The organism is Hymenobacter mellowenesis (assembly GCF_030581005.1).
In the GTDB taxonomy this organism is placed as follows: Bacteria; Bacteroidota; Bacteroidia; order Cytophagales; family Hymenobacteraceae; genus Hymenobacter; species Hymenobacter mellowenesis.
Map to the genome: position 1 here is coordinate 90764 of NZ_JAUQSX010000010.1, position 21401 is coordinate 112164.

Annotated in this window: 17 protein-coding genes; 11 read left to right on the forward strand and 6 right to left on the reverse strand. The window is 62.4% G+C overall.

Annotated features, from left to right (window positions below):
• Positions 1 to 41: 41 nt before the first annotated feature.
• The 4 genes from Q5H92_RS18285 to Q5H92_RS18300 all read right to left on the reverse strand — a co-directional run bounded on the left by Q5H92_RS18285 (position 42) and on the right by Q5H92_RS18300 (position 5972).
• Positions 42 to 923: a TspO-related membrane protein gene (locus tag Q5H92_RS18285; protein WP_305013002.1), complete on the reverse strand. Its 882-nt coding sequence runs from the start codon at positions 921 to 923 to the stop codon at positions 42 to 44.
• Between the two features lie 225 nt (positions 924 to 1148).
• Positions 1149 to 2183 (reverse strand): LamG-like jellyroll fold domain-containing protein, encoded by a 1035-nt coding sequence (locus tag Q5H92_RS18290; RefSeq protein ID WP_305013003.1) that lies wholly within the window; start codon positions 2181 to 2183, stop codon positions 1149 to 1151.
• Between the two features lie 164 nt (positions 2184 to 2347).
• Positions 2348 to 5200, reverse strand: a complete 2853-nt coding sequence (gene uvrA, locus Q5H92_RS18295; RefSeq protein WP_305013004.1) for an excinuclease ABC subunit UvrA — start codon at positions 5198 to 5200, stop codon at positions 2348 to 2350.
• Positions 5201 to 5207: 7 nt separating this feature from the next.
• Positions 5208 to 5972: a hypothetical protein gene (locus Q5H92_RS18300; protein ID WP_305013005.1), complete on the reverse strand. Its 765-nt coding sequence runs from the start codon at positions 5970 to 5972 to the stop codon at positions 5208 to 5210.
• A gap of 124 nt (positions 5973 to 6096) precedes the next feature.
• Here Q5H92_RS18300 and Q5H92_RS18305 point away from each other — a divergent pair, with 124 nt between their 5' ends.
• The 8 genes from Q5H92_RS18305 (at position 6097) to Q5H92_RS18340 (ending at position 16154) form a co-directional block, all read left to right on the forward strand.
• Complete coding sequence (locus Q5H92_RS18305) at positions 6097 to 7497, forward strand: alpha/beta hydrolase (protein WP_305013006.1); 1401 nt, start codon at positions 6097 to 6099, stop codon at positions 7495 to 7497.
• 239 nt (positions 7498 to 7736) lie between these two features.
• On the forward strand, positions 7737 to 9155 hold the full coding sequence (locus tag Q5H92_RS18310) for an alpha/beta hydrolase family protein (RefSeq protein ID WP_305013007.1): 1419 nt from the start codon (positions 7737 to 7739) through the stop codon (positions 9153 to 9155).
• A gap of 182 nt (positions 9156 to 9337) precedes the next feature.
• Positions 9338 to 10336, forward strand: coding sequence for a ComEA family DNA-binding protein (locus Q5H92_RS18315; protein WP_305013008.1), 999 nt, complete (start codon positions 9338 to 9340; stop codon positions 10334 to 10336).
• Between the two features lie 186 nt (positions 10337 to 10522).
• Entirely contained in the window at positions 10523 to 11161 is a 639-nt protein-coding gene (locus Q5H92_RS18320; RefSeq protein ID WP_305013009.1) for a (2Fe-2S)-binding protein, read from the forward strand.
• Positions 11162 to 11267: 106 nt separating this feature from the next.
• A complete protein-coding gene (locus Q5H92_RS18325; protein ID WP_305013010.1) occupies positions 11268 to 12251 on the forward strand; it encodes an FAD binding domain-containing protein in 984 nt (327 codons plus the stop codon).
• 148 nt (positions 12252 to 12399) lie between these two features.
• Entirely contained in the window at positions 12400 to 14730 is a 2331-nt protein-coding gene (locus tag Q5H92_RS18330) for a xanthine dehydrogenase family protein molybdopterin-binding subunit (RefSeq protein ID WP_305013011.1), read from the forward strand.
• 160 nt (positions 14731 to 14890) lie between these two features.
• Positions 14891 to 15493, forward strand: a complete 603-nt coding sequence (locus tag Q5H92_RS18335) for a nucleotidyltransferase family protein (protein ID WP_305013012.1) — start codon at positions 14891 to 14893, stop codon at positions 15491 to 15493.
• 22 nt (positions 15494 to 15515) lie between these two features.
• The gene (locus tag Q5H92_RS18340; RefSeq protein WP_305013013.1) at positions 15516 to 16154 is read left to right on the forward strand and encodes an NUDIX hydrolase; all 639 of its coding nucleotides are present in this window, start codon (positions 15516 to 15518) and stop codon (positions 16152 to 16154) included.
• A gap of 20 nt (positions 16155 to 16174) precedes the next feature.
• Here the strand turns inward: Q5H92_RS18340 and Q5H92_RS18345 are convergent, their stop codons facing one another.
• Complete coding sequence (locus Q5H92_RS18345; RefSeq protein ID WP_305013014.1) at positions 16175 to 17449, reverse strand: MFS transporter; 1275 nt, start codon at positions 17447 to 17449, stop codon at positions 16175 to 16177.
• A gap of 97 nt (positions 17450 to 17546) precedes the next feature.
• Between Q5H92_RS18345 and Q5H92_RS18350 the strand changes: the two genes are divergently transcribed.
• The 3 genes from Q5H92_RS18350 to nth all read left to right on the forward strand — a co-directional run bounded on the left by Q5H92_RS18350 (position 17547) and on the right by nth (position 19998).
• Positions 17547 to 17987, forward strand: coding sequence for a hypothetical protein (locus Q5H92_RS18350; protein ID WP_305013015.1), 441 nt, complete (start codon positions 17547 to 17549; stop codon positions 17985 to 17987).
• Positions 17988 to 18279: 292 nt separating this feature from the next.
• A complete protein-coding gene (locus Q5H92_RS18355) occupies positions 18280 to 18918 on the forward strand; it encodes an RNA polymerase sigma factor (RefSeq protein ID WP_245113854.1) in 639 nt (212 codons plus the stop codon).
• Between the two features lie 399 nt (positions 18919 to 19317).
• The gene (gene nth, locus Q5H92_RS18360; protein ID WP_305013016.1) at positions 19318 to 19998 is read left to right on the forward strand and encodes an endonuclease III; all 681 of its coding nucleotides are present in this window, start codon (positions 19318 to 19320) and stop codon (positions 19996 to 19998) included.
• A 96-nt stretch (positions 19999 to 20094) separates the two neighbouring features.
• On the opposite strand, the gene Q5H92_RS18365 is transcribed toward nth, so the two are convergent.
• On the reverse strand, positions 20095 to 21297 hold the full coding sequence (locus Q5H92_RS18365; RefSeq protein WP_305013017.1) for a glycosyltransferase family 4 protein: 1203 nt from the start codon (positions 21295 to 21297) through the stop codon (positions 20095 to 20097).
• Positions 21298 to 21401 lie beyond the last annotated feature (104 nt).

A 21401-nucleotide genomic window follows, 5' to 3' on the forward strand; every position in this document is an offset into this window, starting at 1 on the left:
CAAAGCTACGGGCCAAACCGCCGGCCGGGCGCCCCGCCGCCTTAGCGTTTTTGGCTGGCCGCGTTGCGGGCGGCAATCTCGGCCTCAATGGCTTTGGCGGCCTCGTCGCGCAGCTGCCAGGGCGTTTTGCGGCCGCCCACGCGCGACAGCGTGAAGCCCAGCACAATGCACACCACCGCGCCGGCCAGCGCGGCCCAGCCCAGCTCGGGCACCTCGTGCAGGCGGGCCACCCAGAGCCACGCCAGCGCCCAAGCCACCACCAGCGGAAACACTAGGTCGCGAAATACACGGCTCATTATCAGGGCCAGTATCACAATGATAAACAGCAGACTCAAGGTGAGCACCACCGAAACGCCTTCGGCCGTTTGCCAGCCCAGCTGCCGGATACCAATAGTGAGGTTGATGACGGAAGCCACCGAAATCCAGCCCAGAAACAGCGAGAAGGGCACGCCCACCCAGGCTGGGGCGGCCTCGGCAAAAATGCGGCGGCGCACCCGGCCGTAGGCCACGGCCACGCCGATAAGGATAAGCAGCATCACGCCTACGCTGGGCAAAATCATCTCGTGGGCAAATAGCACTACCCAGGCGCTGGTACCCAAGCAAGCCAGTGTAAGCGGTTTGGCCACAGCGTCGGGCAACGACAGCTTCTGCTGAGCCGGCAGCAGTTGCCACACCGAATACACCACCAACCCTAGGAATATCAGCCCCCATATACTGAACGCGTACCCCGCCGGCGTGAGCAGCGTGGGGTATTTGGCCGACACCTGCCCCATGGTCTGGCCATTGAAGGGATGGGTATTGGCGTAATAATTTACGAAAACAGTGCTCCAGATGGATAAAGCAGTGAGCCAGCGCCAGGCAAAGCCGGCAGCGGTGGCTCTTGGGGCAGCGTATTGGTCAGGGGCGGTGACGGTGGTGGGCATTGTGCAGAAGGGTGGGTGGTATTACCTACGTGCCAGTGAGCAAGTTGGATTAAACACGCGGCGCCCCAACCTGCGCGCCGAAATGCAGGCTTATTTCCATTCAATACTGGAAACAATTGCCGCCCGTTGCTCGCGGCGCGGCGCTTGGGGCTACAACGTTACACTTTCTTCATCAAAAACTAACACCTGAGCTTTTACAATCAGCCCGGTTATTGACAGCCAGCACTATCCGCCAACCTGAAAACGCTGGCTGAGCGTAGTGGCGGCACCTTGCACCACCAGCAGGTAGAGGCCGGGGGCCAGGCCGCTCAGTTGCACGTCGGAGCCGGCTCCGGGTTGCACGTTGGGGTGCACCCGCTGGCCCAGGACCGTGTATACGCTCAGCGGCGCCCCACTCAGTGCGGGTGACAGACGCACCGTGAGGCTGCCACCCGGCGCCGGGTTAGGGAACACCTGCACCTGGGCACCAGCCGGGCGGGCGGTCACGGCGGCCAGGGCTAGCGTGTGCAGGGCCTGGGCTTCGGCGGCCGTCACGGCCCGGTTGTAGAAGCGGGCTTCATCGAGGCTGCCGTTGAAGTTGAGGCCGAAGCGGTTGGCATCAGTTAGAACTCCGGTACGGCTGGGGCTGTAGCCGGGGTTGAGGTCGACAAACATGGTGGACGTGGTGGTGAGCTGAAACACCGTGCCGCTGATGGTGCCGTAGTCGGGCCGCGACGACACGTAGGTGAGCGGCTGGGCCACGCCATCCACGTACAGCACGATTTGGCGGGTGCCGCGGTTCACCGTGGCAGTGGCCGTGTGCCACTGGCCGTCGTTGAAGGAGCTTTGGGTGGCCAGGCCCAAGTTGCCGTTGTAGGAGCTGGCGGCCACCAAGTTGAAGTACACCTTGCCTACCTGGGCATTGTCGAAGCCCAGGCTCCAGCCGCGCGCGCCGGTGCCCGTGTTGCCGCTGGCCGAGTAGTAGCCCTGGTTGCTGAAAAATGCCTGCGTGGCCGATGACAACGTCCGGAAAGCCACCGAGAAGCTAAAGTCGCCGGTGGTGCCGAAGCTGAGCAGGCCGTTGGGCAAAATCCATACTTCGCCGGTGCCACCAAGCTGCAGGGCGGCATTGGGCTGGTTGCGCCGGTCGGGGCCGTAACCCGCGTTGGTGGCGCTGTTGGTGCTCATGTTGCCGGTGGCGTAGGTGGTGATGCCATCGAACGGAAAACGGCCCAGCAGGCCGCTGTTCAGGTTTTGTGCGTTGACATGTTGGCCTAACAAGCAGCCCAATAATACCCAGAGTAACTTTTTCTTCATTGAGAATTGATACTGTTCAATAATTGAAACACATGCCTGACTGAAACAACCTGATGCGCAACGGTCGGGCTAAAAACGAATTGATTCCCGCTTTAGCCCGACCGTTGCCGCCTCAACCAGCTTCAAAATTACACCTTATCGGCCAGGAAGCGGGCGGTGTGGTTGGTGTCCTTCAGCTTCACCATGTCCTCCGGCGTGCCTTCGAAGAGCAGGTGGCCGCCATTTAGCCCACCCTCGGGGCCGAGGTCGATAATCCAGTCGGCGCACTTGATGATGTCGACATTGTGCTCGATGATGAGCACCGAGTTACCCTGCTCAATCAGCGCGGTGAGTGCGCCTAGCAGCTTGGCAATGTCGTGGAAGTGCAGGCCGGTGCTGGGCTCGTCGAAGATGAACAGAATCTTATCCTGCTGCAGCGTAGCGCCTTTGGTGAGGAAGCTGGCCAGCTTCACGCGCTGGGCCTCGCCGCCGCTCAGCGTATTGGCCGACTGCCCGAGGCGGATGTAGCCCAGGCCCACGTCCTCCAAGGGCTTGAGGCGCTCGGCCACTTTGGGGTGGAGCTGGAAGAACTGCACGGCGTCCGTCACCGTCATTTCCAGCACCTCATCGATGCTCTTGTCCTGGTATTTAATCTCCAGAATGTCCTGCTTGAATTTGTGGCCGCCGCAGCCCTCGCAGGTCAGGTAAATATCGGCCATGAACTGCATCTCGATTTTCACCTGGCCCTCGCCCTGGCACACCTCGCAGCGCCCACCGTCCACGTTGAAGCTAAAGTGCGACGGCTTGAGCCCCCGCGCTTTGGCCAGCGGCTGCTCCGAAAACAGCGTCCGGATGGCATCGTAGGCCTTCACGTAGGTAACGGGGTTGGAGCGCGACGACTTGCCGATGGGGTTCTGGTCCACGAACTCGACGTGCGACACCTGCCCGTTCACGCCGGTGAGGCGGTCGAACTTGCCGGTACTTTCGCCCGCGCCGCCGCCCAGCATCTTCATCAAAGCCGGGGCCAGAATGCGCTTGATGAGCGTGCTTTTGCCCGAGCCCGACACGCCGGTAACGACGGTCATCACGCCCAGCGGCAGCTTCACGCTCACGTTTTTAAGGTTGTTTTCGCGGGCGCCGGTCAGCTCCAGGGCGTTGCGCCAGGGGCGGCGCACCTTGGGTACGGGCACTTCCATGCGGCCGCTCAGATACTGGCCGGTGTAGGTGCTGGTGTCCTGCAGCAAGGCTTCCATAGTGCCCTGAAACATGAGGTTGCCGCCGCCGCTGCCGGCTTCGGGGCCGATGTCGATAATCTGGTCGGCGGCCTCCATCATCTTTTCCTCGTGCTCCACCACCACCACTGTATTGCCGAGCTGCTGCAAGGAGCGCAGCACGCCGATGAGCTGCTCCGCATCCTTGGGGTGCAGGCCAATCGATGGTTCATCCAACACGTACATCGAGCCTACCAGCGCTGAACCCAGCGAGGTGGCCAGCGAGATGCGCTGGCTTTCGCCGCCGCTCAGCGTGTTGCTCAGACGGTTCAGCGTCAGGTAGCCCAGGCCCACGCGGTTGAGGTAGCCGAGGCGGTTGGTGATTTCCGTCACAAGGCGTTCGGCCACTTTGGCGTCGTGCTCGCTCAGGGGCATGTTTTCGAAGAATTTCAGCGCTTCCGAAATGGGCAGCAGCACGATGTCGGCAATGCTGCGGCCGTCAATCTTCACGTACTGCGCATCTTTACGCAGGCGGGTGCCGCGGCAGTCGGGGCAGGTGGTGCGGCCCCGGTAGCGGCTTTGCAGCACGCGGTACTGGATTTTGTGGGTCTGCTCGCTCACCCACTTGAAGTAGGAATCGAGGCCCTGGAAGTGCTTGTTGCCGGTCCAGAGCAAGCGCTGCTCGGCCTCGCTCAGCTCGTTGTAGGGGCGGTGGATGGGGAAATCGAAGCGGATGCCGTTTTTCAGCAGCGGCTTCAGCCACTCGCCCTGCTTTTCGGTGCGCCAGGGCGCAATCGCACCTTCGTACACCGTCAGGCTCTTGTCGGGAATCACCAAATCCTCGTCGATGCCCAGCACCGAGCCGAAGCCCTCGCAGGTCTGGCAGGCGCCGTAGGGGTTGTTGAAGGAGAAGAAGTTGACGCTGGGCTCTTCAAACGTAATGCCGTCAAGCTCAAATTTGTCGGAGAAGGTGCGAGTTTCGGGCTCGCGGTCGGCGCCGGACATCTGCACTAGGCAGGTGCCGTGGCCTTCGAAAAACGCGGTTTGCACCGAGTCCGACAAGCGGAAAAGCAGGTCCTCGTCGTCGGGGCGCAGCACGGCGCGGTCAATCATGATGTACACGTCGCCCTTCACTTCGGGCCGGCCCTCCCCTATCAGGTCCTCAATCTGGGCGGTTTCGCCGTTCACCACCACGCGGCTGTAGCCTTTTTGCAGCAGCAAATCCAGCTCCTTGCTCATGGCGCGCGTCGGGTCGGGGCGGTGCAGCGGGGCCAGAATCATGGCGCGGGTACCCTCGGGCTGCGCGGCCAGGAAATCGACCACATCGGCCACGTTGTCCTTGCGCACCTGCTCGCCGCTGACGGGCGAATACGTTTTGCCCACCCGCGCAAACAGCAGTTTGAGGTAGTCGTAAATCTCGGTGCTGGTGCCCACCGTCGAGCGGTTGTTCTTGATGCTGACCTTCTGCTCGATGGCGATGGCCGGCGAAATGCCCCGGATGTAGTCCACGTCGGGCTTGTCCATGCGGCCCAGAAACTGGCGGGCGTAGCTGCTCAGGCTTTCCACGTACATGCGCTGGCCTTCAGCGTAAAGCGTATCGAAGGCGAGGCTGGATTTGCCCGAGCCCGAGAGGCCCGTGACAACGATGAACTGATTGCGCGGCAGGGCCACGCTGAGGTTTTTGAGGTTGTGAACCCGGGCGTTTTTGATGAGGATAAATTCGCGCGGGTCGAGGTTATCAATGGCGTTGTCGGCGGGGGCCGAAACTTGCAAAGCGTCTTTTTTGGGCATAAACAAACTAACAGCCAAACCGGGCCGGAAGGTTTCGGCCGCGGGCATTTGCTGAGAGTACGAAGGTACGGCCGGGGCGGAGGGCGATGGAAGCTTCGGCAATGCAACGCGTCACATAGTAGCTGAAGTAGCGACTGTCGCCATTTATTTCTTTGGCTTTCAACAAATTGATTCTGTTGCTCACTAAATCGCTCCAGTAAACCTTGGGAGGTCTTGCCTTTTTGGTTGTGTTTCTTTTCTTCGATTTTTTCGAACGCCGCCCGTCATCCTCATACCCTAACCTTACGCTGGCATAGCTGAAATCTTCAAAATTTGGGCCAAAATCCAGAAAGCCCAGTTTGAAGAAATGCGTGCTGTCTTGCTTTTGAGCTTCACCAGCATCCCCGCTTATGAGCAGCAACGGGCATCTAAATATCGCCGCTTCGCCCACTGGAATCGACACAACGGTTGGTGCATTTTTATCACACCTTGGCTGCATAGCGGCATGAAACAGGCCGCGCGGTCCCTTGGCAATCCAAAAGCTCGGCCAGTCGCAACTCATCATGAAAATATCACGGACGTGGTTCGTGGTATTGCGGATGGTCATCTGTGCATAAAGTACAATTCTTGGGTGCTCTTCTTTCAGATGGGGCGAGGCATTCGGGGCGTACCCAATTATCTCGGCCGTTACGATTAAGTCGGCTAAGTCGGCAGGTGCTGGCACGGCAGTCTGTCCGGCAGCTTTTGATATCAATGCCAGCAAAACGGTTATCAAGAGAAAAAGGCTTTTCACGAATTGAATATAAAGCCCGGTACCAAACGAAATAGTGGCTACACCGGAAACTTGTTTTTTAATAATTAGAAATTTGTCTAATTATCTTCGTACCATTGCAGCGTCATCTAACCAACTCTCTTCCATGCCCAACTTTACCCGTTTCCTCCTCGCCACCGCCGCTGCCGCCCTGCTCAGTTTCCCCAGCGCCTGCGCCCAACCGGCCCGGTCCAGCCTTACCGGCGACTGGACCGGCACACTCGGTCCGCTGGAATTCACCGCTCACCTCACCGACCCGGCCGGCGGGCCGCGCACGGCTACGCTGGACATTCCGGCCCAGCACGCCAACGGGCTGGTGCTGCAGTTCACCACACCGGCCGACAGCGTGTATCTGCGCCTGCGCCAACCCGTGGCCGCGCAGTTTGCCGGCCGCCGCTCGGCCGATGGGCAGCAGCTGGTGGGTGAGTGGCAGCAGGGCCTGCGCTCGTTTCCGCTCACGCTCAGCCGCGCGGGTAACGTCACCGCCAAAACCACCGGCCCCAAGCGCCCCCAGACGCCGCAGCCGCCCTTCCCCTACCAATCGGCCGACGTGACTTTTCGCAACGAGAAAGCCGGCATCACCCTGGCCGGCACCTACACCGTGCCCGCTGGCAAAGGCCCGTTTCCGGCCGTAGTGCTGCTCACCGGTTCGGGGCCGGAAGACCGCAACGAAACCGTTCTGGGCCACCAGCCCTTTGCCGTGCTGGCCGACTACCTCACCCGCCACGGCGTGGCCGTGCTGCGCTTCGACGACCGGGGCGTGGGCCAGAGCGGCGGCACCCTCAAAGGCAGCACCAGCGCCGACTACACCACCGATGCCCAGGCCGCGCTGGCCTGGCTGCGCGCCCAGCCCGGTATCCGCAAAAACCAGGTGGGCGCGCTGGGCCACAGCCAGGGCGGCACGGCGGCCATTGGGGCGGCCATTGCGCCGGCGGGGCCCGATTTCCTGGTGCTGCTGGCCTCACCGGCGCTGCCGGGCGATGAGTTGATTGTGCAGCAGTCGCTAGCCCTGGCCCGCCTGCAAACCACCGACGCCGCGCAACTGGCCACCACCGAAAAAATGCAGCGCGCCATGACCGATATTATTCAGAACAACGCCGACGACGCGCAGGCCAAAACCAAGCTGCTGGCTTATTACACCGCCATCAGCCCGCAGCTGGCCGCGCAGGTGGAGCCGCAGCTGCCCCTGCTCACCTCGCCCGACTACCGCCACCTGCTGGCTGACCGCCCCGCCCAAACGCTGAGCAAAGTGCATTGCCCGGTGCTGGCCCTCGGCGGCAGCAAGGACCGGCAGGTGCCCGCCACGCAAAACCTGGCCGCTACCGCCGCCGCCCTCAAAGCCGCCAACAACCGCGACGTGACCGTGAAGGAAATGCCCGGCCTCAACCATCTTTTCCAGACAGCCACCACCGGCGGGCCGGACGAATACGGTACCATTGAAGAAACCTTTTCGCCCGCGGCGCTCCAGGTTATCGGCGACTGGATTGGGCAGCAAACCCGGAAATAGCCAAGCACTACAGTTGGCAATGACTACTTAAGGCCGCTCTACCCGGGCGGCCTTTCTTATTGCTCAATTGGGTATTTCAAGGTTTACTTTCTGTCGCTTTCAAATACCCATGTTGTACTTTTCACTATAACTTTACCTCAATAAGCCATTTGGCATTCGTTTTATTGTCTGATTCCATGACAAGATTTATACAGACCGCATTATTTTTTCTTGCTCTTGTTATCCAATTCTCAGGTGCCTTGGCAGCCCCACTGAATCCGGCCCCACTCAATGGCCAGTGGCGGGGGCCCCTGAAGCTGCTAGGGGGCGAAATCACCATTGTCATCACCATTGTGCCGCTCACCAACGGCACATACTACGCCGCCCTCGACGCGCCCCAGCAGCGCATCAGCCGCATGCCGGTGGAAGTGGAAGTGAAAGACGACAACCTGACGCTGCGCATCGAGCAAGCGGGCAGCAGCTTCGTGGGCAAAATTCAGGACGACGGGGCCACCCTCAGCGGCACCTGGAAGCAGCCCGGCGTGACCGCCCCGATGGTGCTGAAACGGGCCATCGCCTCGACCCAGGCCGCCACCAAGTTCAAAGCCACGCCGCCTTATCGCCAAACCGACGTCACCTTCACCAACCCCACCACCAAACAGCGCCTGGCGGGCACCCTCACGGTGCCCGCCGGCGAGGGCCCGTTTGCGGGCGTAGTGCTGCTGTCCGACTCGGGCCCGCAGAGCCGGGAGGTGGAAGTGCCTGGCTACCGCATGTTTGGCCAGCTGGCCGATTACCTCACCCGCCACGGCGTGGCCGTGCTACGCTTCGACGACCGGGGCGTGGGCAAATCGGGCGGCACCTACGCCAACGCCACCACCGCCGACCTGGTGACCGATGCCCAGGCCGCGCTGGCCTGCCTGCGCGCCAACCCGCTGGTGTCGGCGCACCGCGTGGGGCTGCTGGGGCACGGCGAAGGGGCCAACGTGGCCCTGCTGGCGGCGGCTGGGGCCGGCCGGGCGCCGGCGTTTGTGGTGTCGCTGGCCGGCTACGGGCAAACGGGCTACGACGTGCTGCTGCGCCAGCAAGGCGAAATAATGCGCCTCATCGGGGCCGACCCGGCCCAGGTGAAGGCCGCGCAGGACGTGTACCAGCGCACGGTGAGCGTCATCCGCCAGACGCCCGACAACGCTGCGGCCCGCACCAAGGTGGCCGCGCTGCTGGCCGGGGCCAACCTGGGCCTCGACGGCGGCATGGCCCGGGCCCGCGCCGTGCAGCTCACCTCGCCCTGGGCTCGTTATTTCTTTGATTTCGACCCGCAGGCCAAGCTCGACAAGGTGCAGTGCTCGGTGCTGCTGCTCAATGGCACGGCCGACTTGCAGGTATCGGCCCGGCGCAATATGACGCCGCTCTATAAGGCGCTGCGCCACGCCAACCGCACCGCTACGTCCTACAAGCTCACCGGCGTCAACCACCTGTTTCAGGCCCCGCCGGCCCAGTGGCCGTTGGTGAACGCGGCCCCGCAAGCCGTTTTCTCGCCCGAGGCACTGAAGCTCGTGCACACCTGGATAGCTCAAGAAACCAAGTTGCCCGGAGGCCCGCTGCCCGTCACGGTGAAGCGGCCCGGCCCCTCCCGCAAGGCCAGCCGCACGCCCAGCATCACGCGCACACGCAGCTAGGCACGGAACAACACGTCCCATAGCAGAACCGATAGATTTATTCCTATCATTGCGCATAAGCTGGCCTAAGGGGTTGGCTGTCTGCTCTGGTTCTACCCCCTTGGGCCGCTAGCCGGCCCCGCCCGCCTATGGCACCTCCTCCCCCATCCCGGCCCCCGTGGTCCTGGGAAAACTCGGCCCCGATGCGCTGGATACGGCGCTCCTTCGGCTACTCGCGCGGCGAGGCCCGGGGCCTGGCTGGGCTGCTGGTCATCATGCTGCTCACCATTTTGGCGCCCATTCTGCTGCGGCCGGAGCTGCCCACCTACCTGCCGGCCGCCGACCAAAAGGGCGTTGATGAGCTGGCCACTCAACTAAAAGAGCACCGTACTGTAGAACAGGGCTTTGCCTTGCGCTTTCCGAAGCGAGAGTACCGAAAATATGAGCGCCGAAGCCCGCGCTACCCAGCCGTGCCGCAAGTGCGCCTCAGCCCTTTCGACCCCAATGCCCTGACGGCAGAAGACTGGGAAGCGCGTGGGGTTCCGCATTTCGTAGCGGCGCGCATGGTGAAGTACGGCCAGGCGGCGGGCGGCTTCAAGGCCAAGGTGCAGATGAAGAAAATGTACGGGCTGGAAGACTCGGTGTACCAGCGCCTGGCCCCGTTTATGCAGCTGCCCGACGAGGCGCCAAAGCGCGACTACGCCGCCAAACGGCCCGGGCCCGATGGCAAATTTCCGCCCTTCGCTTCCGGCGATGCCACTCCCTCAAAATTCCCGCGTAAGCCCCGCAACCTCCAGCCCTTCGACCTGAACACGGCCGATACCACGCAGTTGATGCAGATTCGCGGCATCGGCGCGGGTCGGGCGAAATGGGTAGTGAAGTACCGCAACCAACTGGGCGGCTACGTGCGCGAAGACCAGCTGGACGAGGTGTTTGTGCTGCGCGATGCCCCCGACCTGCGCGACAGCCTCAAGAAATACACTTTTGTGGCGTCAGGCTTCGCCCCCAAAACGGTGAACGTGAATACTGCCAGCTTCGACGAGCTGTATCTGCAGCCCTACATCGGCAAGCCCCGGGCGCGACTCATCGTGGCCTACCGCCAGCAGCACGGCCCGTTCAAGTCGGTCGAGGATTTGAAGCAGATGCCCACCCTCAAACCGGCCGACTGGGAGAAAATGCGGCCCTACGTGCGCTGCGAATAGAGACGGTAGCGCAATAGCGGTGTGAATACCGCCATCGAAACCGAGGCCACCACAGTCGTTCGAATATCGAAAACCTACCATAGTGCACTATTCAAACCGCTCTTTATCCGGCAAATAAGCCAGGGCGTTCTGCCAACAATTACGGGATGAATCAAGTATTACTAGCCCGGCTAATCCCCTCGCGCTATGACTGACGATTTCCTCCCCTCCCCCACCGGCCCCGACGACCTGGAGCCCAACGACGGCCGCCGCACCTTCATCAAGCAAGCCTCGGGGCTGCTGGGGCTGGCCCTGGCGCCGCCCTTGGTGGGCCAGGCCGAGCGCCTCACCACCATGGCCAAAAAAGTGGAAGGTGTGACCGAAATGCGCCTCAAAGTGAACGGCACCCTGCGCACCATCAAGGCCGAGCCGCGGGTGAGCTTGCTTGACGCGCTGCGCGAAAAGCTCGACCTCACCGGCTCGAAAAAGGGCTGCGACCACGGCCAGTGCGGCGCCTGCACCGTGCTGGTAGACGGCCGCCGCGTGAACAGCTGCCTCACCCTGGCCGTGATGGCACAGGGCAAGGAAATCACCACCGTGGAGGGCCTGGCCAAAGGCGAAGACCTGCACCCGCTGCAGCAAGCCTTCCTCGACCACGACGGCTTCCAGTGCGGCTATTGCACGCCGGGCCAGCTCATGTCAGGCGTGGCCTGCCTGAAAGAAGGCCACGCCAAAACCGACGGCGACGTGCGCGAATGGATGAGCGGCAACCTCTGCCGCTGCGGCGCCTACCCCAACATCGTGGCCGCCATCCGCGAAGTGGAGAAGAGTGGGTTTAAAGGGTAAAAATAGTAGTGAGTAGAAAGTATTGAGTAGTGAGATGAATGGCCGGATGAGGCCAGGTTTCCTTCCCAATACTCACTACTTAATACTCATGACTAATGACTAAAAAATGAACAACTTCTCCTACCTCTCCACCGCCACGGCCAAAGATGCCACCGCCGCCGTGACCGGCACCAAGGGCGCGGCCTTCATTGCGGGCGGCACCACGGTGCTCGACTTGATGAAGCTCAACGTGGAAAACCACGCCGAGCTGGTCGACATCAACATGGTGCCCTTCAAAGGCATTGAGCAAACCGCCGAGGGTCTGCGCATTGGCGCGCTGGAGCGCATGAGCGACGTGGGCGAACACCCACTGGTGGTGCAGAATTACCCCATGATTTCGCAGGCGCTGCTGCAGGCGGCCTCCCCGCAGCTACGCAACATGGCCAGCATCGGCGGCAACCTACTCCAACGCACTCGCTGCGGCTACTTCCGCGACGTGGCGTTTCCGTGCAACAAGCGGCAGCCCGGCTCCGGCTGCCCCGCGCAGGAGGGCGAAAACCGGGGCTTAGCCATTCTGGGCGGCAGCAAGGATTGCATCGCCACCCATCCCGGCGACCTTGGCGTGGCCCTGGCTGCCCTGGATGCCGTGCTGCTCTTGGAAAACGCCAAGGGCAAGCAGCGCCGCGTGCCGCTGGTCGATTTCCACGTGGTGCCCGGCAGCACGCCCCAGCGCGAAACCGTGCTGGAACCCGGCGAGTTGATTGTATCGGTGACCATTCCGGCGGCGGCCCACGCCAAAAAGTCGATGTATCTGAAAGTGCGCGACCGCGCCTCCTACGCCTTCGCGCTGGCCTCGGCCGCCGTGGGGCTTGATGTGCAGGGCGGGCAGATTCGCTCGGCGCGGGTGGCGCTGGGCGGCGTGGGCACCAAGCCCTGGCGCTCCCTGGCGGCGGAGAAAATCCTGACCGGCGCCCCGGCCACGGAAGCCACCTTCCGGGCCGCCGCCGCCGCCGCCGTGCGCGACGCCCAGCCCCGCGAGCAAAATCGCTTCAAAGTAGAGCTGGCCCAGAATACGCTGGTGCGGGCCCTGCTGGAATTGTCAGCGGCGTAGGTTGGCGCAAAATGGTGTAGAGACGCGACACTTCGCTTCTCCTCATTGAACGACGACGCCCAAACGTTCTACTAAGACCAACGAAGCCAACGCCGAGACGCGAAATGTCACGTCTCTACATCGTTCATAATTGCCGCTTTCATTTCTCATGGACCACGAACCCGCTTTCTTCGAAACCTCCCCCAAGCCCGGCGTCGTCGGCATGCCGCTGAACCGCGTGGACGGGCGCGACAAGGTGATGGGCAAGGCCAAATACTCGGCCGAATACCCGCTGCCGGGCCTGGTGTACGGCGTGCTAAAAACCAGCGCCATCGCCAAAGGCCGGGTGCAGAGCATCGACACCAGTCTGGCGATGAAAGAGCCCGGCGTGCTGCAGATTCTCACGCACCTCAACCTGCCCAAGCTGGCCAAAACGCCCAACGACCCGGAGGGAAAAAAGGCCATCGGCGCGCCCATGGGCTTTCTGCCGCTGACCTCGGACGTCATTTACTACGCCGGCCAGCCGGTGGCCCTTGTGGTGGCTGATACCTTCGAGCGCGCCACCCAGGCCGCCGCGCTCATCCGCGTGAACTACGCCGCCGAAGCGCCCATTGCCGCTTACACCGACAAGCGCGCCCAGATTTTCAACCCCGAGAAAATTCAGGATGGCAAAGCCGACGGCTATACCCGACGCGGCGACGCCCGCGCCGCCCTGGCCGGCGCGCCCATCAAGATGACGGCCGTGTACACCCACGCCATCAACCACCACAACCCCATGGAACCGGGCGCCACCACCGCCATCTGGGAAGCGCCCGACCGCGTGACAGTGTACGAATCGACCCAGGGCGTGACGCGCACGCAGAAGGCGCTGTCGGCCTACTTGGGCCTGCCGCAGGACCAGGTGCGCGTCATCACCAAGTTCTTGGGCGGGGGCTTTGGGTGCAAGGGCTCGTGCTGGCCGCACACCGTGCTCACGGTGCAGGCGGCCAAGATGGTGGGTCGGCCGGTGAAGCTGGTGCTTACGCGTCCGCAGCAGTTCACGAGCATGGGCCACCGCGAAGACCAGACCCAGACCCTCACGCTAGGCGCGAGCAAGGAAGGCAAGCTGCTGGCCCTCATCCACGAGAAAACCTCCACCACCTCGCCTTGGGACAACTATGCCGAGGCCAACAGCAAAATCATCAACCTGCTGTACGAATGCCCCACGTTCGAGTCGCATTACGAGTTGGGCCGGGCCAACGTGATGACGTCCACCTTCACCCGCGCCCCCGGCGAAGCGCCGGGCTCGTTCGCCATTGAGTCTTCAATGGATGATTTGGCCTACCAATTGGGCATCGACCCCATCGAAATCCGCCTGCGCAACTACGCCGAGAAAGACCCCAGCACCGGCCAGCCCTGGAGCAGCAAAAGCCTGCGCCAATGCTACGCCCGCGGCGCCGAGCTGTTCGGCTGGAGCAAGCGCAACCCCAAAGCCGGCGTGACCAAGAACGGCCGCCTGCTGGTGGGTTACGGCATGGCCACGGCCAGCTACCCGGTGCACAACTCGCAGGGCACCGCCCGCGTGCGCCTCTACGCCGACGGCCACGCCGTGGTGCAGGCGGGCGCCACCGACCTCGGTACCGGCACCTACACCGTGATGACGCAGGTAGCCGCCGACTCGCTGGGCCTCGCGCCCGACAAAATCCGCTTCGAGCTGGGCGATACCAAGCTGCCCACGGCTCCCAACTCGGGCGGCTCGGTGGCGGCGGGCACGGTGTCGTCTTCCGTTTATATGGCCGCGCAGGATGTGTGGGAACGCCTCACCAAAATGGCCATCAAAGACCCCAAATCCCCGCTTTTCAAGGCCAAAGCGGAAGACGTGGCGATGGAAAACGGCCGTCTGCAGTTGAAGAAGGACGCTTCGAAAGGCGAAGACTTCAAGGCGCTGATGAAGCGCGCCGGCATTGATGACATCGAAGGCAGCGGGCAGGGCAAGTACGGTTCGGGCTACGAGGCTGGGCAGTCGGCCGCCAACGCCAGCGACGCCCACAAGGACGAGGCCGGCAAGCACTCCATGCACTCCTTCGGCGCGCACTTCTGCGAGGTGCAGGTCGACCCCGATTTGGGCACCGTGCGCGTCACGCGCTGGGTGAGCGTGCACGGCGCGGGCCGCATCCTCAACGCCAAAACCGCCCGCAGCCAGATTATCGGCGGCAGCATTTTCGGCATCGGCGCGGCCCTGATGGAAGCCACCGCCCGCGACCCGCACTACGCCCGCTACACCAATGCCGACCTCGGCGACTACCATATTCCCGTGAACGCCGACATCCCGGACATGACCGTGGAGTTTATCGATGAGCACGACCCCTACATCAACGCCATGGGCGTGAAGGGCATCGGCGAAATCTCCATGGTGGGCGTCTCAGCCGCCGTGGCTAACGCCGTGTTCCACGCCACCGGCAAACGCGTGCGCGATTTGCCGATTACGCCGGATAAAATTCTGGGCACGAAGTCGGCGTAGGGCAGTAATCCATTTAGACGCAAATAAACCAGCACGTCATGCTGAGCGCAGTCGAAGCATCTCTACCGCGAGAGTAATCCAATCGAGAGGATTTACTATTCCAGTAGAGATGCTTCGACAAGCTCAGCATGACGTGCTGGTTTGTTCAAAGATGAACCCAATGCAAACCGCTACCCCCGTCGCCCTCCTCCTGCTGGCCGCCGGCGCCTCCACCCGCATGGGCCAGCCCAAGCAGCTCCTGCCATACCGCGGCCGCACCCTACTCCGCCACGCCGCCAAAACGGCCGTAGCCAGCGGCTGCGCGCCCATCGTGCTGGTGACTGGGGCGTTGCACGAAGCCTTAGTCGCCGAAGTAGCGGGCCTGCCAATTCAGGACGTGCATAACCCAGATTGGGAAACGGGTATGGCTTCCTCCATTCGTGCGGGCTTGGCGGCAGTGCAGGCTGCGCAGCCGTGCGCCGTCCTCATCATGCTCTCCGACCAGCCGCACCTGACGCCGGAGTTACTTCAAACACTGGTGCAGCGGCAGCAGCAAAGCGGGGCGCCCATCGTGGCCGCCGCCTATGGCGATACGCTGGGCGTCCCAGCCGTCTTCGCCGACAAAGTGTTTCCTGAGTTGCTTAAGTTGCAGGGCCAAGCCGGCGCGGGTCGTCTCATTGCCGCATATAGTGAAACGGTGGAACAGGTGCCGTTTCCGGCCGGCTTACTTGACGTGGACACGCCCGCGCAATACGCCGCGTTACTGGACGGCGACGCAGCCTGATTACCGCGTCATATTTCCATCAATGAATCCCGATTTTGACTTTCTCAGCATTGCGCAACGCCTGCAAGCCATTGCCCAGGCCGGCCTGGCCTACGAGCCCCACGCCTACGACCACGAGCGTTACCAGGAAGTACAAGCCCTGAGTTTGCGCCTGATGGCGCTGCTCACCGGCGAGCCCGTGGCTCAGCTCAACGCGCTGTTTGCCAACGAAACCAGCTACCCCACGCCCAAGGTCGACGTGCGGGCCGTCCTCTTTCGCGGGACCGACGAGATGCTGCTGGTGCAGGAAAAATCGGACGGCCACCGCTGGACCCTGCCCGGCGGTTGGGCCGACATCGGCTACACGCCTTTTGAGGTGGCCGTAAAGGAAACGCTGGAAGAAACCGGCCTCGAAACCGAAGCCGTGCGCCTGCTGGCCCTGCTCGACAAGAAGCGCCACGCCCACCCGCCCCAGCCGTGGTACGTGTACAAGGCCTTCGTGCTGTGCCGGGCCACCGGCGGCGCGCTGCAAGCCGAAACCTCCGAAACCGCGCAGGCGCGCTGGGTACATCGCGCCGAACTGCCCGCCCTGCCCTTATCGAACGACCGGGCCACGCTGGCACAGCTGGAAACCATGTTTCAGTTTGCCACCAATCCAGACTTACCCACGCTCTGCGATTGAGTAAGCGGCCTTTCGGCGTTCTACTTCGTGCCCGATTCCAACTTGCGCAGCTTGTCGGCTTTCCAGGTGGTGATGGCCACCACCAGCAGCGTCATCAGCCCGCCAAACACCACCGAGCGCACCGTGCCCAGCAGCCGCGCCGCCGTGCCGCTCTCGAAGGCCCCAATCTCGTTGCTGGAACCAATAAAAATGTTGTTCACGGCCGACACCCGGCCCTTCATGTACTCCGGCGTGTAGACGTGGATGAGCGTGGAGCGCACAATCACCGACACCGAATCGAATACGCCCGTGAGGAAGAGCAGGAACAGCGACAGATAAAAGTTGGTCGACAGCGCGAAGCAGATAGTGGCCAGCCCGAATCCTGCCACCGCGCCCAGCAGCTTCCACCCGGCCCGGCGCTTCAGCGGGTAGTACGTCAGGAAAACGGCCATCAGCACTGAGCCAATGGCGGGCGCCGCCTCCAGCTGCCCGAAGCCGCGCGCGCCCACTTTCAGAATATCCGACGCAAACACCGGCAGCAGCGCCACCGCCCCGCCAAAGAGCACCGCGAACATATCCAGCGACAGCGCCGCCAGCACCAGCTGGTTGCCAAATATGAAACGCAGGCCGCTCAGCACGCTGTCTTTCAGGTTGAGGCGCTCGCCCTCGGTGGGCGGCAGCGGCCGGTCGGCAATGCGCGCAAACTGCACCAAGCCCAGCAGCAGCAGCCCCAGCCCCACCGCGTAGGACCAGGCCACGCCCAACGGCTCAATCAGAAACCCGCCCACGGCCGGCCCCAGCACCGCCGAGGCCTGGTACGTGGTGCTGTTCCAGGTAATGGCGTTGGGCAGCAGCGCCCGGTCGGGCAGCAGCTGCGGCATAAACGAAAACAGCGCCGGCCCCATAAAGCCCCGCGCCAGCCCACTCACAAAAATCACCGCGTACAGCGGCAGCGTATACAGCGCCCCCTTGGCAAGCAGCCCAATGCCGTAGGGGCTGGCCAGCGCCGCCAGGGCCGCCGCGCACAGCACCAGCACCGCCAGCGCCGCCACCACAATGCGCTTGCGCCGCACGGTATCGGCCACGTAGCCGGCATAGAGCGACACCACAATGCTCGGAATAGCCTCCGACAGCCCGATGAGCCCCAGCGCCAGCGGGTCACCGGTGAGGTGGTAAATCTGCCAGCTCACCACCAGCCCCTGAATGCGCGTGGCCACTGTGAGCAAGGTGCGGGTCGAAACCAGGCGGCGAAAATCGGGCACCCGCAGGGCCGCGTACGGGTCGTGGGCCGGGGCCGAATCAGCGGAAGGCAGCATTATAATAACTTCAAAAGGCGCCAGTGCGGCGTGGACTGGCAAAGGTAGCCCCCGCCCGCCCCGCCCCCTAGGTCCGGCCGTCCGTTTCGCCTACCTTGTGAGCCTCATCCTCACCGCCCGCGCCGCCCGGCTCATGCCCAACTTTGGCCTCGACATCACGCCCCGCCCCGACCTGCCGGCCATCGTGGCCCGCTGGCAGCGCGAAATCACCGCCCCCGAGCTGCAGGCCGGCTACCTGGCCATTCTCGCCGCCGCCGATGCCCTCGGCTGCTGGCGCTGGCTGCTCGACCTGCGCCGCCGCGACGAGTTGGTGTCGCCCGAGCTCACGCACTGGGTCAATACCGAATTTTTCCCGCAGCTACCCGGCCGCTACCTGGCGCCGGTGCGCATTGCCTTTCTGATTTCGCCCCTGCGCGCCCAGCAGCAACAGTCGGCCAGTTCCGTAGCCGTTATCAGCGCCGCCACCCAGCCCGAGCACGGCTACCACACCGCTTTGTTCACCGAAGAAGCCGCTGCCTATCAGTGGTTAGGAAGCTGAAAGAGGGCCGTTGAGAAAATAAAAAAATATTTTTGAAACTTTTTTCAGATTTTTTATTCCTCAATTATGCGTTAGCAGCGCGTAGATGAAGTTTTGCGGAAGGTTGCTCCGTTTTACCTACAGAATTTTGTCATTTTTTAGTTGAGGGGTATTGCGGATGTGCATTTCGTCGCTCTACATTTGGAACGATTCTAGCGGGCAAAAACCCGACTACCGGTCGCTCCCCAAATTTTTTCTCGGTAACTGCATACTATGGCCTAAAGCTCTACGTTCCCTTATTCCGTAGCCCTTTATGGACCTCTTGCAACCGAGCGACTCCGCGCTCATCTCGCTCTACCTGGCCGGCCAGGAATCCGCCTTCGCTATCCTGCTGGAGCGGCATCGCAGTCGTGTGTTCACGACCATCCTCCTCATCGTGCGCGACGAGGACGTGGCCGAGGACCTGTTGCAGGACACGTTCATCAAGGCCATTCACACCCTCAAAGGCGGGCGCTACAACGAAGAGGGCAAGTTTGCTCCCTGGATTTGCCGCATCGCCCACAACCTGGCCATCGATTCGTTCCGGCGCGGCAAGCGGACGCCCCACGTCAGCCTCTCCGACAACGACCGGTTGGCTAACACCCTCACCCTCGCCGACGACGGCCCGGACGACATCCTGGCCCGCGAGGAAACCCATACCCGCCTTCGGGCGTTAATCCAGGAACTGCCCGCCGCCCAGAAGGAGGTGCTGCTGATGCGCCACTACGGCGACATGAGCTTCCAGGAGATTGCCGACGCAACCGGCGTCAGCATCAACACGGCCCTCGGCCGGATGCGCTATGCGCTGATTAACCTGCGGAAGAAAATGACCGCAAATTCCCTGCATCATTATGATTCAAACCTTACCCCATTCGACACTGCTCCAGTATGTGTACAACGAATTGCCTCCTGAAAGGCAGCGCGAGGTAGAGGAGGCGTTGCAGCACGACCCGGAACTGGCAGCCACGTGCGCCGACCTCCTTTTGGCCCAGCGGGCCCTCGACGGCGTTCGCCGCGAGCCGCGGGCCCACACCTCCGAGGCCATTTTGCGCTACTCGCGTACTTTTTTAGCCAAATCCTGAGTCCGTTTAATTTCCTCTGGCAACCGCTTCAGCCCCTGCGCCGAAGCCGGAAGAATAAGAGCTAAAGGATTCTCAAATTCTAAAACCGAGAGAAACGGTCATGCTGAGCGCAGCCGAAGCATCTCTACCGCAGTACTAAACTCCAGTCAAAAGGAATAGTATTGCGGTAGAGATGCTTCGGCTGCGCTCAGCATGACCGTTTACTTTTGTGGGGCACCTACTTTCGCCTCATGCGCCGCGCCGACCGATTCAAGTACTTCCTCGATTACTTCACCACCAATTTCCCGGAGCCCAAAACAGAGCTGGCCTACGGCAACCCGTATGAGCTGATAGTGGCCGTGGTGCTCAGCGCGCAGTGCACAGACAAGCGCGTGAACCTAGTGATGCCCGCGCTATTGGAGCAGTTTCCCACCGCCGCGCATCTCGGCGCCGCCACGGCCGACGACATTTTTCCCTTCATCCGCAGCGTTTCCTACCCCAACAACAAGGCCAAGCACCTGGCAGGTTTGGGCCGAATGCTCACCGAAGAGTTCGGCGGCGAAGTGCCCAGCCAGCTCGATGAGCTGCAACGCCTGCCCGGCGTGGGCCGCAAAACCGCCAACGTGGTGGCTTCCGTTATCTACAACCAGCCCACCATGGCCGTGGATACGCACGTGTTTCGGGTGTCGCACCGCCTCGGGCTCGTACCGAAAACGGCTACCACGCCGCTGGCCGTAGAGAAAGCCTTGGTGAAGCACATCCCTGAAGAGCTGATTCCCAAAGCCCACCATTGGCTGATTTTGCACGGGCGGTACATCTGCGTGGCCCGCTCGCCGAAGTGCAGTTCCTGCCCACTGGCACCCAGCTGCGCTTATTTTGAGAAGCATTTTGGCAAAGCCGCAGCCTATGTGCCGTTGCCAGAAGATGCCTGAGATGGCTCTTTCACTCACTACAGGCAGCCTTTTTAGTACACAAAGTTCAATCGGCAGTACATGGCGGCACAAAAGACCGTGCCGTGAGTACAACGATTAGTAAGCGGCATTCTCCAAAATATGCTGTACCCGGACGGCCAACTGCCAGCGGTCAAATTCCTGGGCTGCTAGCCGGCGGCCCCTATTTCCCGCTTCCAGCAGCACATCAGGCTGCGTGAGCAGTTGGTGTAGCTGTGCGGCCAGCGCGTCAGCGTTGCCGGCCGGCACGTACCAGCCGCAGCCGTGCTGCTCCACCAGCGCTTTGGTCCAGCCTTGGTTGGTGACGATGACCGGCGTGCCCACCGCCAGCGAATCATAGAGCTTGGCCGGCGAGTTAGAATCCAGCACCGGCAAATCCAGAAACGACACCACCGACACCGCCGCCAGCGCAAACCAGCCAAAAACCTGGTGCCGCGCCTGCCCGCCCACCAGCCGGATGCGCCCCGGCCAGCGCGCCGCCGCCGCCGCAATCAGTGGTTCATAAAAACCGTGGCCCAGAAACAGCCACACCACATCCGTTTCGGTGGCCGCCACGGCTTCGGCCGCCGCTACCAGCGTCGGAATATCGTTGGCCCGGCCAAAGGTGCCCGCGTAGAGAATGACCCGTTTGCCAGCCAGCCCCTGCTCCTGCCGCAGTTGGGCCACGGTTTCGAGCGTAGCGCGGGCAGCCAGTTCCAGGTCTGTGCCGTTGAGCACGGTGGTCACTTTTCCAGCATCAATGCCCAAATCCGTTACGTAACGCGTCATGTCGGGCGAGAGCGGCAGCACGTGCCGGGCACTCTGGTACAAGCGTTTTTCGAGCCGGAAAAGCTGCTGCCGCGCCAGAGCTGTGGGCACCGCGCCCATGGCGATTGGAAACGAAGGCCACAAATCCTGCACCTCAAACACCCACGGCACCCGACGCCAGCGCGCCACCTGCGCCGCCGCCCAAGCGGCTGTGAGCGGCGTGCTGATGCCCCAAATCACGTCCGGCTTATCAATTCGCAGCCCCTCCCGCACCGCCCAGGCCGCGTACTGCGCAAAGGCCAACGCCCGGCGGGCCGGCCCCATCTTGTTCTCGTAAGGCACCTGCGCTTCGCGGATTTCCATGCCGGGCGGCACCCACGGAAACTCATGCGTCAGCTGCTGGGGCTTCCAGGCGGGAGTAGTCAGCAGCGTCACACGGTGCGTTTTCGCGATGTGCGCCAGTAGCGTATAGTGCCGGCTGGTGGCCGGGCAATCGGGGCTGGTGTGATACTGGCTAAAAACGGCGATGTGCATGAGGTTGTGAGAAACTGTCATCCTGAGCGCAGCGAAGGACCTTATCACGCTCGCACAATTGAATTACTGCTAGCCGCTCATCGGTGATAAGGTCCTTCGCTCCG

What these genes read in the sequence shown, in the direction of transcription:
- Q5H92_RS18345 (WP_305013014.1), bottom strand. Translation starts at nt 17,449, where the DNA reads ATGCTGCCTTCCGCTGATTCGGCCCCGGCCCACGACCCGTACGCGGCC.
- Q5H92_RS18320 (WP_305013009.1), top strand. Translation starts at nt 10,523, where the DNA reads ATGACTGACGATTTCCTCCCCTCCCCCACCGGCCCCGACGACCTGGAG.
- nth (WP_305013016.1), top strand. Translation starts at nt 19,318, where the DNA reads ATGCGCCGCGCCGACCGATTCAAGTACTTCCTCGATTACTTCACCACC.
- Q5H92_RS18340 (WP_305013013.1), top strand. Translation starts at nt 15,516, where the DNA reads ATGAATCCCGATTTTGACTTTCTCAGCATTGCGCAACGCCTGCAAGCC.
- Q5H92_RS18365 (WP_305013017.1), bottom strand. Translation starts at nt 21,297, where the DNA reads ATGCACATCGCCGTTTTTAGCCAGTATCACACCAGCCCCGATTGCCCG.
- Q5H92_RS18305 (WP_305013006.1), top strand. Translation starts at nt 6,097, where the DNA reads ATGCCCAACTTTACCCGTTTCCTCCTCGCCACCGCCGCTGCCGCCCTG.
- Q5H92_RS18335 (WP_305013012.1), top strand. Translation starts at nt 14,891, where the DNA reads ATGCAAACCGCTACCCCCGTCGCCCTCCTCCTGCTGGCCGCCGGCGCC.
- Q5H92_RS18285 (WP_305013002.1), bottom strand. Translation starts at nt 923, where the DNA reads ATGCCCACCACCGTCACCGCCCCTGACCAATACGCTGCCCCAAGAGCC.
- Q5H92_RS18355 (WP_245113854.1), top strand. Translation starts at nt 18,280, where the DNA reads ATGGACCTCTTGCAACCGAGCGACTCCGCGCTCATCTCGCTCTACCTG.
- Q5H92_RS18325 (WP_305013010.1), top strand. Translation starts at nt 11,268, where the DNA reads ATGAACAACTTCTCCTACCTCTCCACCGCCACGGCCAAAGATGCCACC.
- uvrA (WP_305013004.1), bottom strand. Translation starts at nt 5,200, where the DNA reads ATGCCCAAAAAAGACGCTTTGCAAGTTTCGGCCCCCGCCGACAACGCC.
- Q5H92_RS18315 (WP_305013008.1), top strand. Translation starts at nt 9,338, where the DNA reads ATGCGCTGGATACGGCGCTCCTTCGGCTACTCGCGCGGCGAGGCCCGG.
- Q5H92_RS18330 (WP_305013011.1), top strand. Translation starts at nt 12,400, where the DNA reads ATGGACCACGAACCCGCTTTCTTCGAAACCTCCCCCAAGCCCGGCGTC.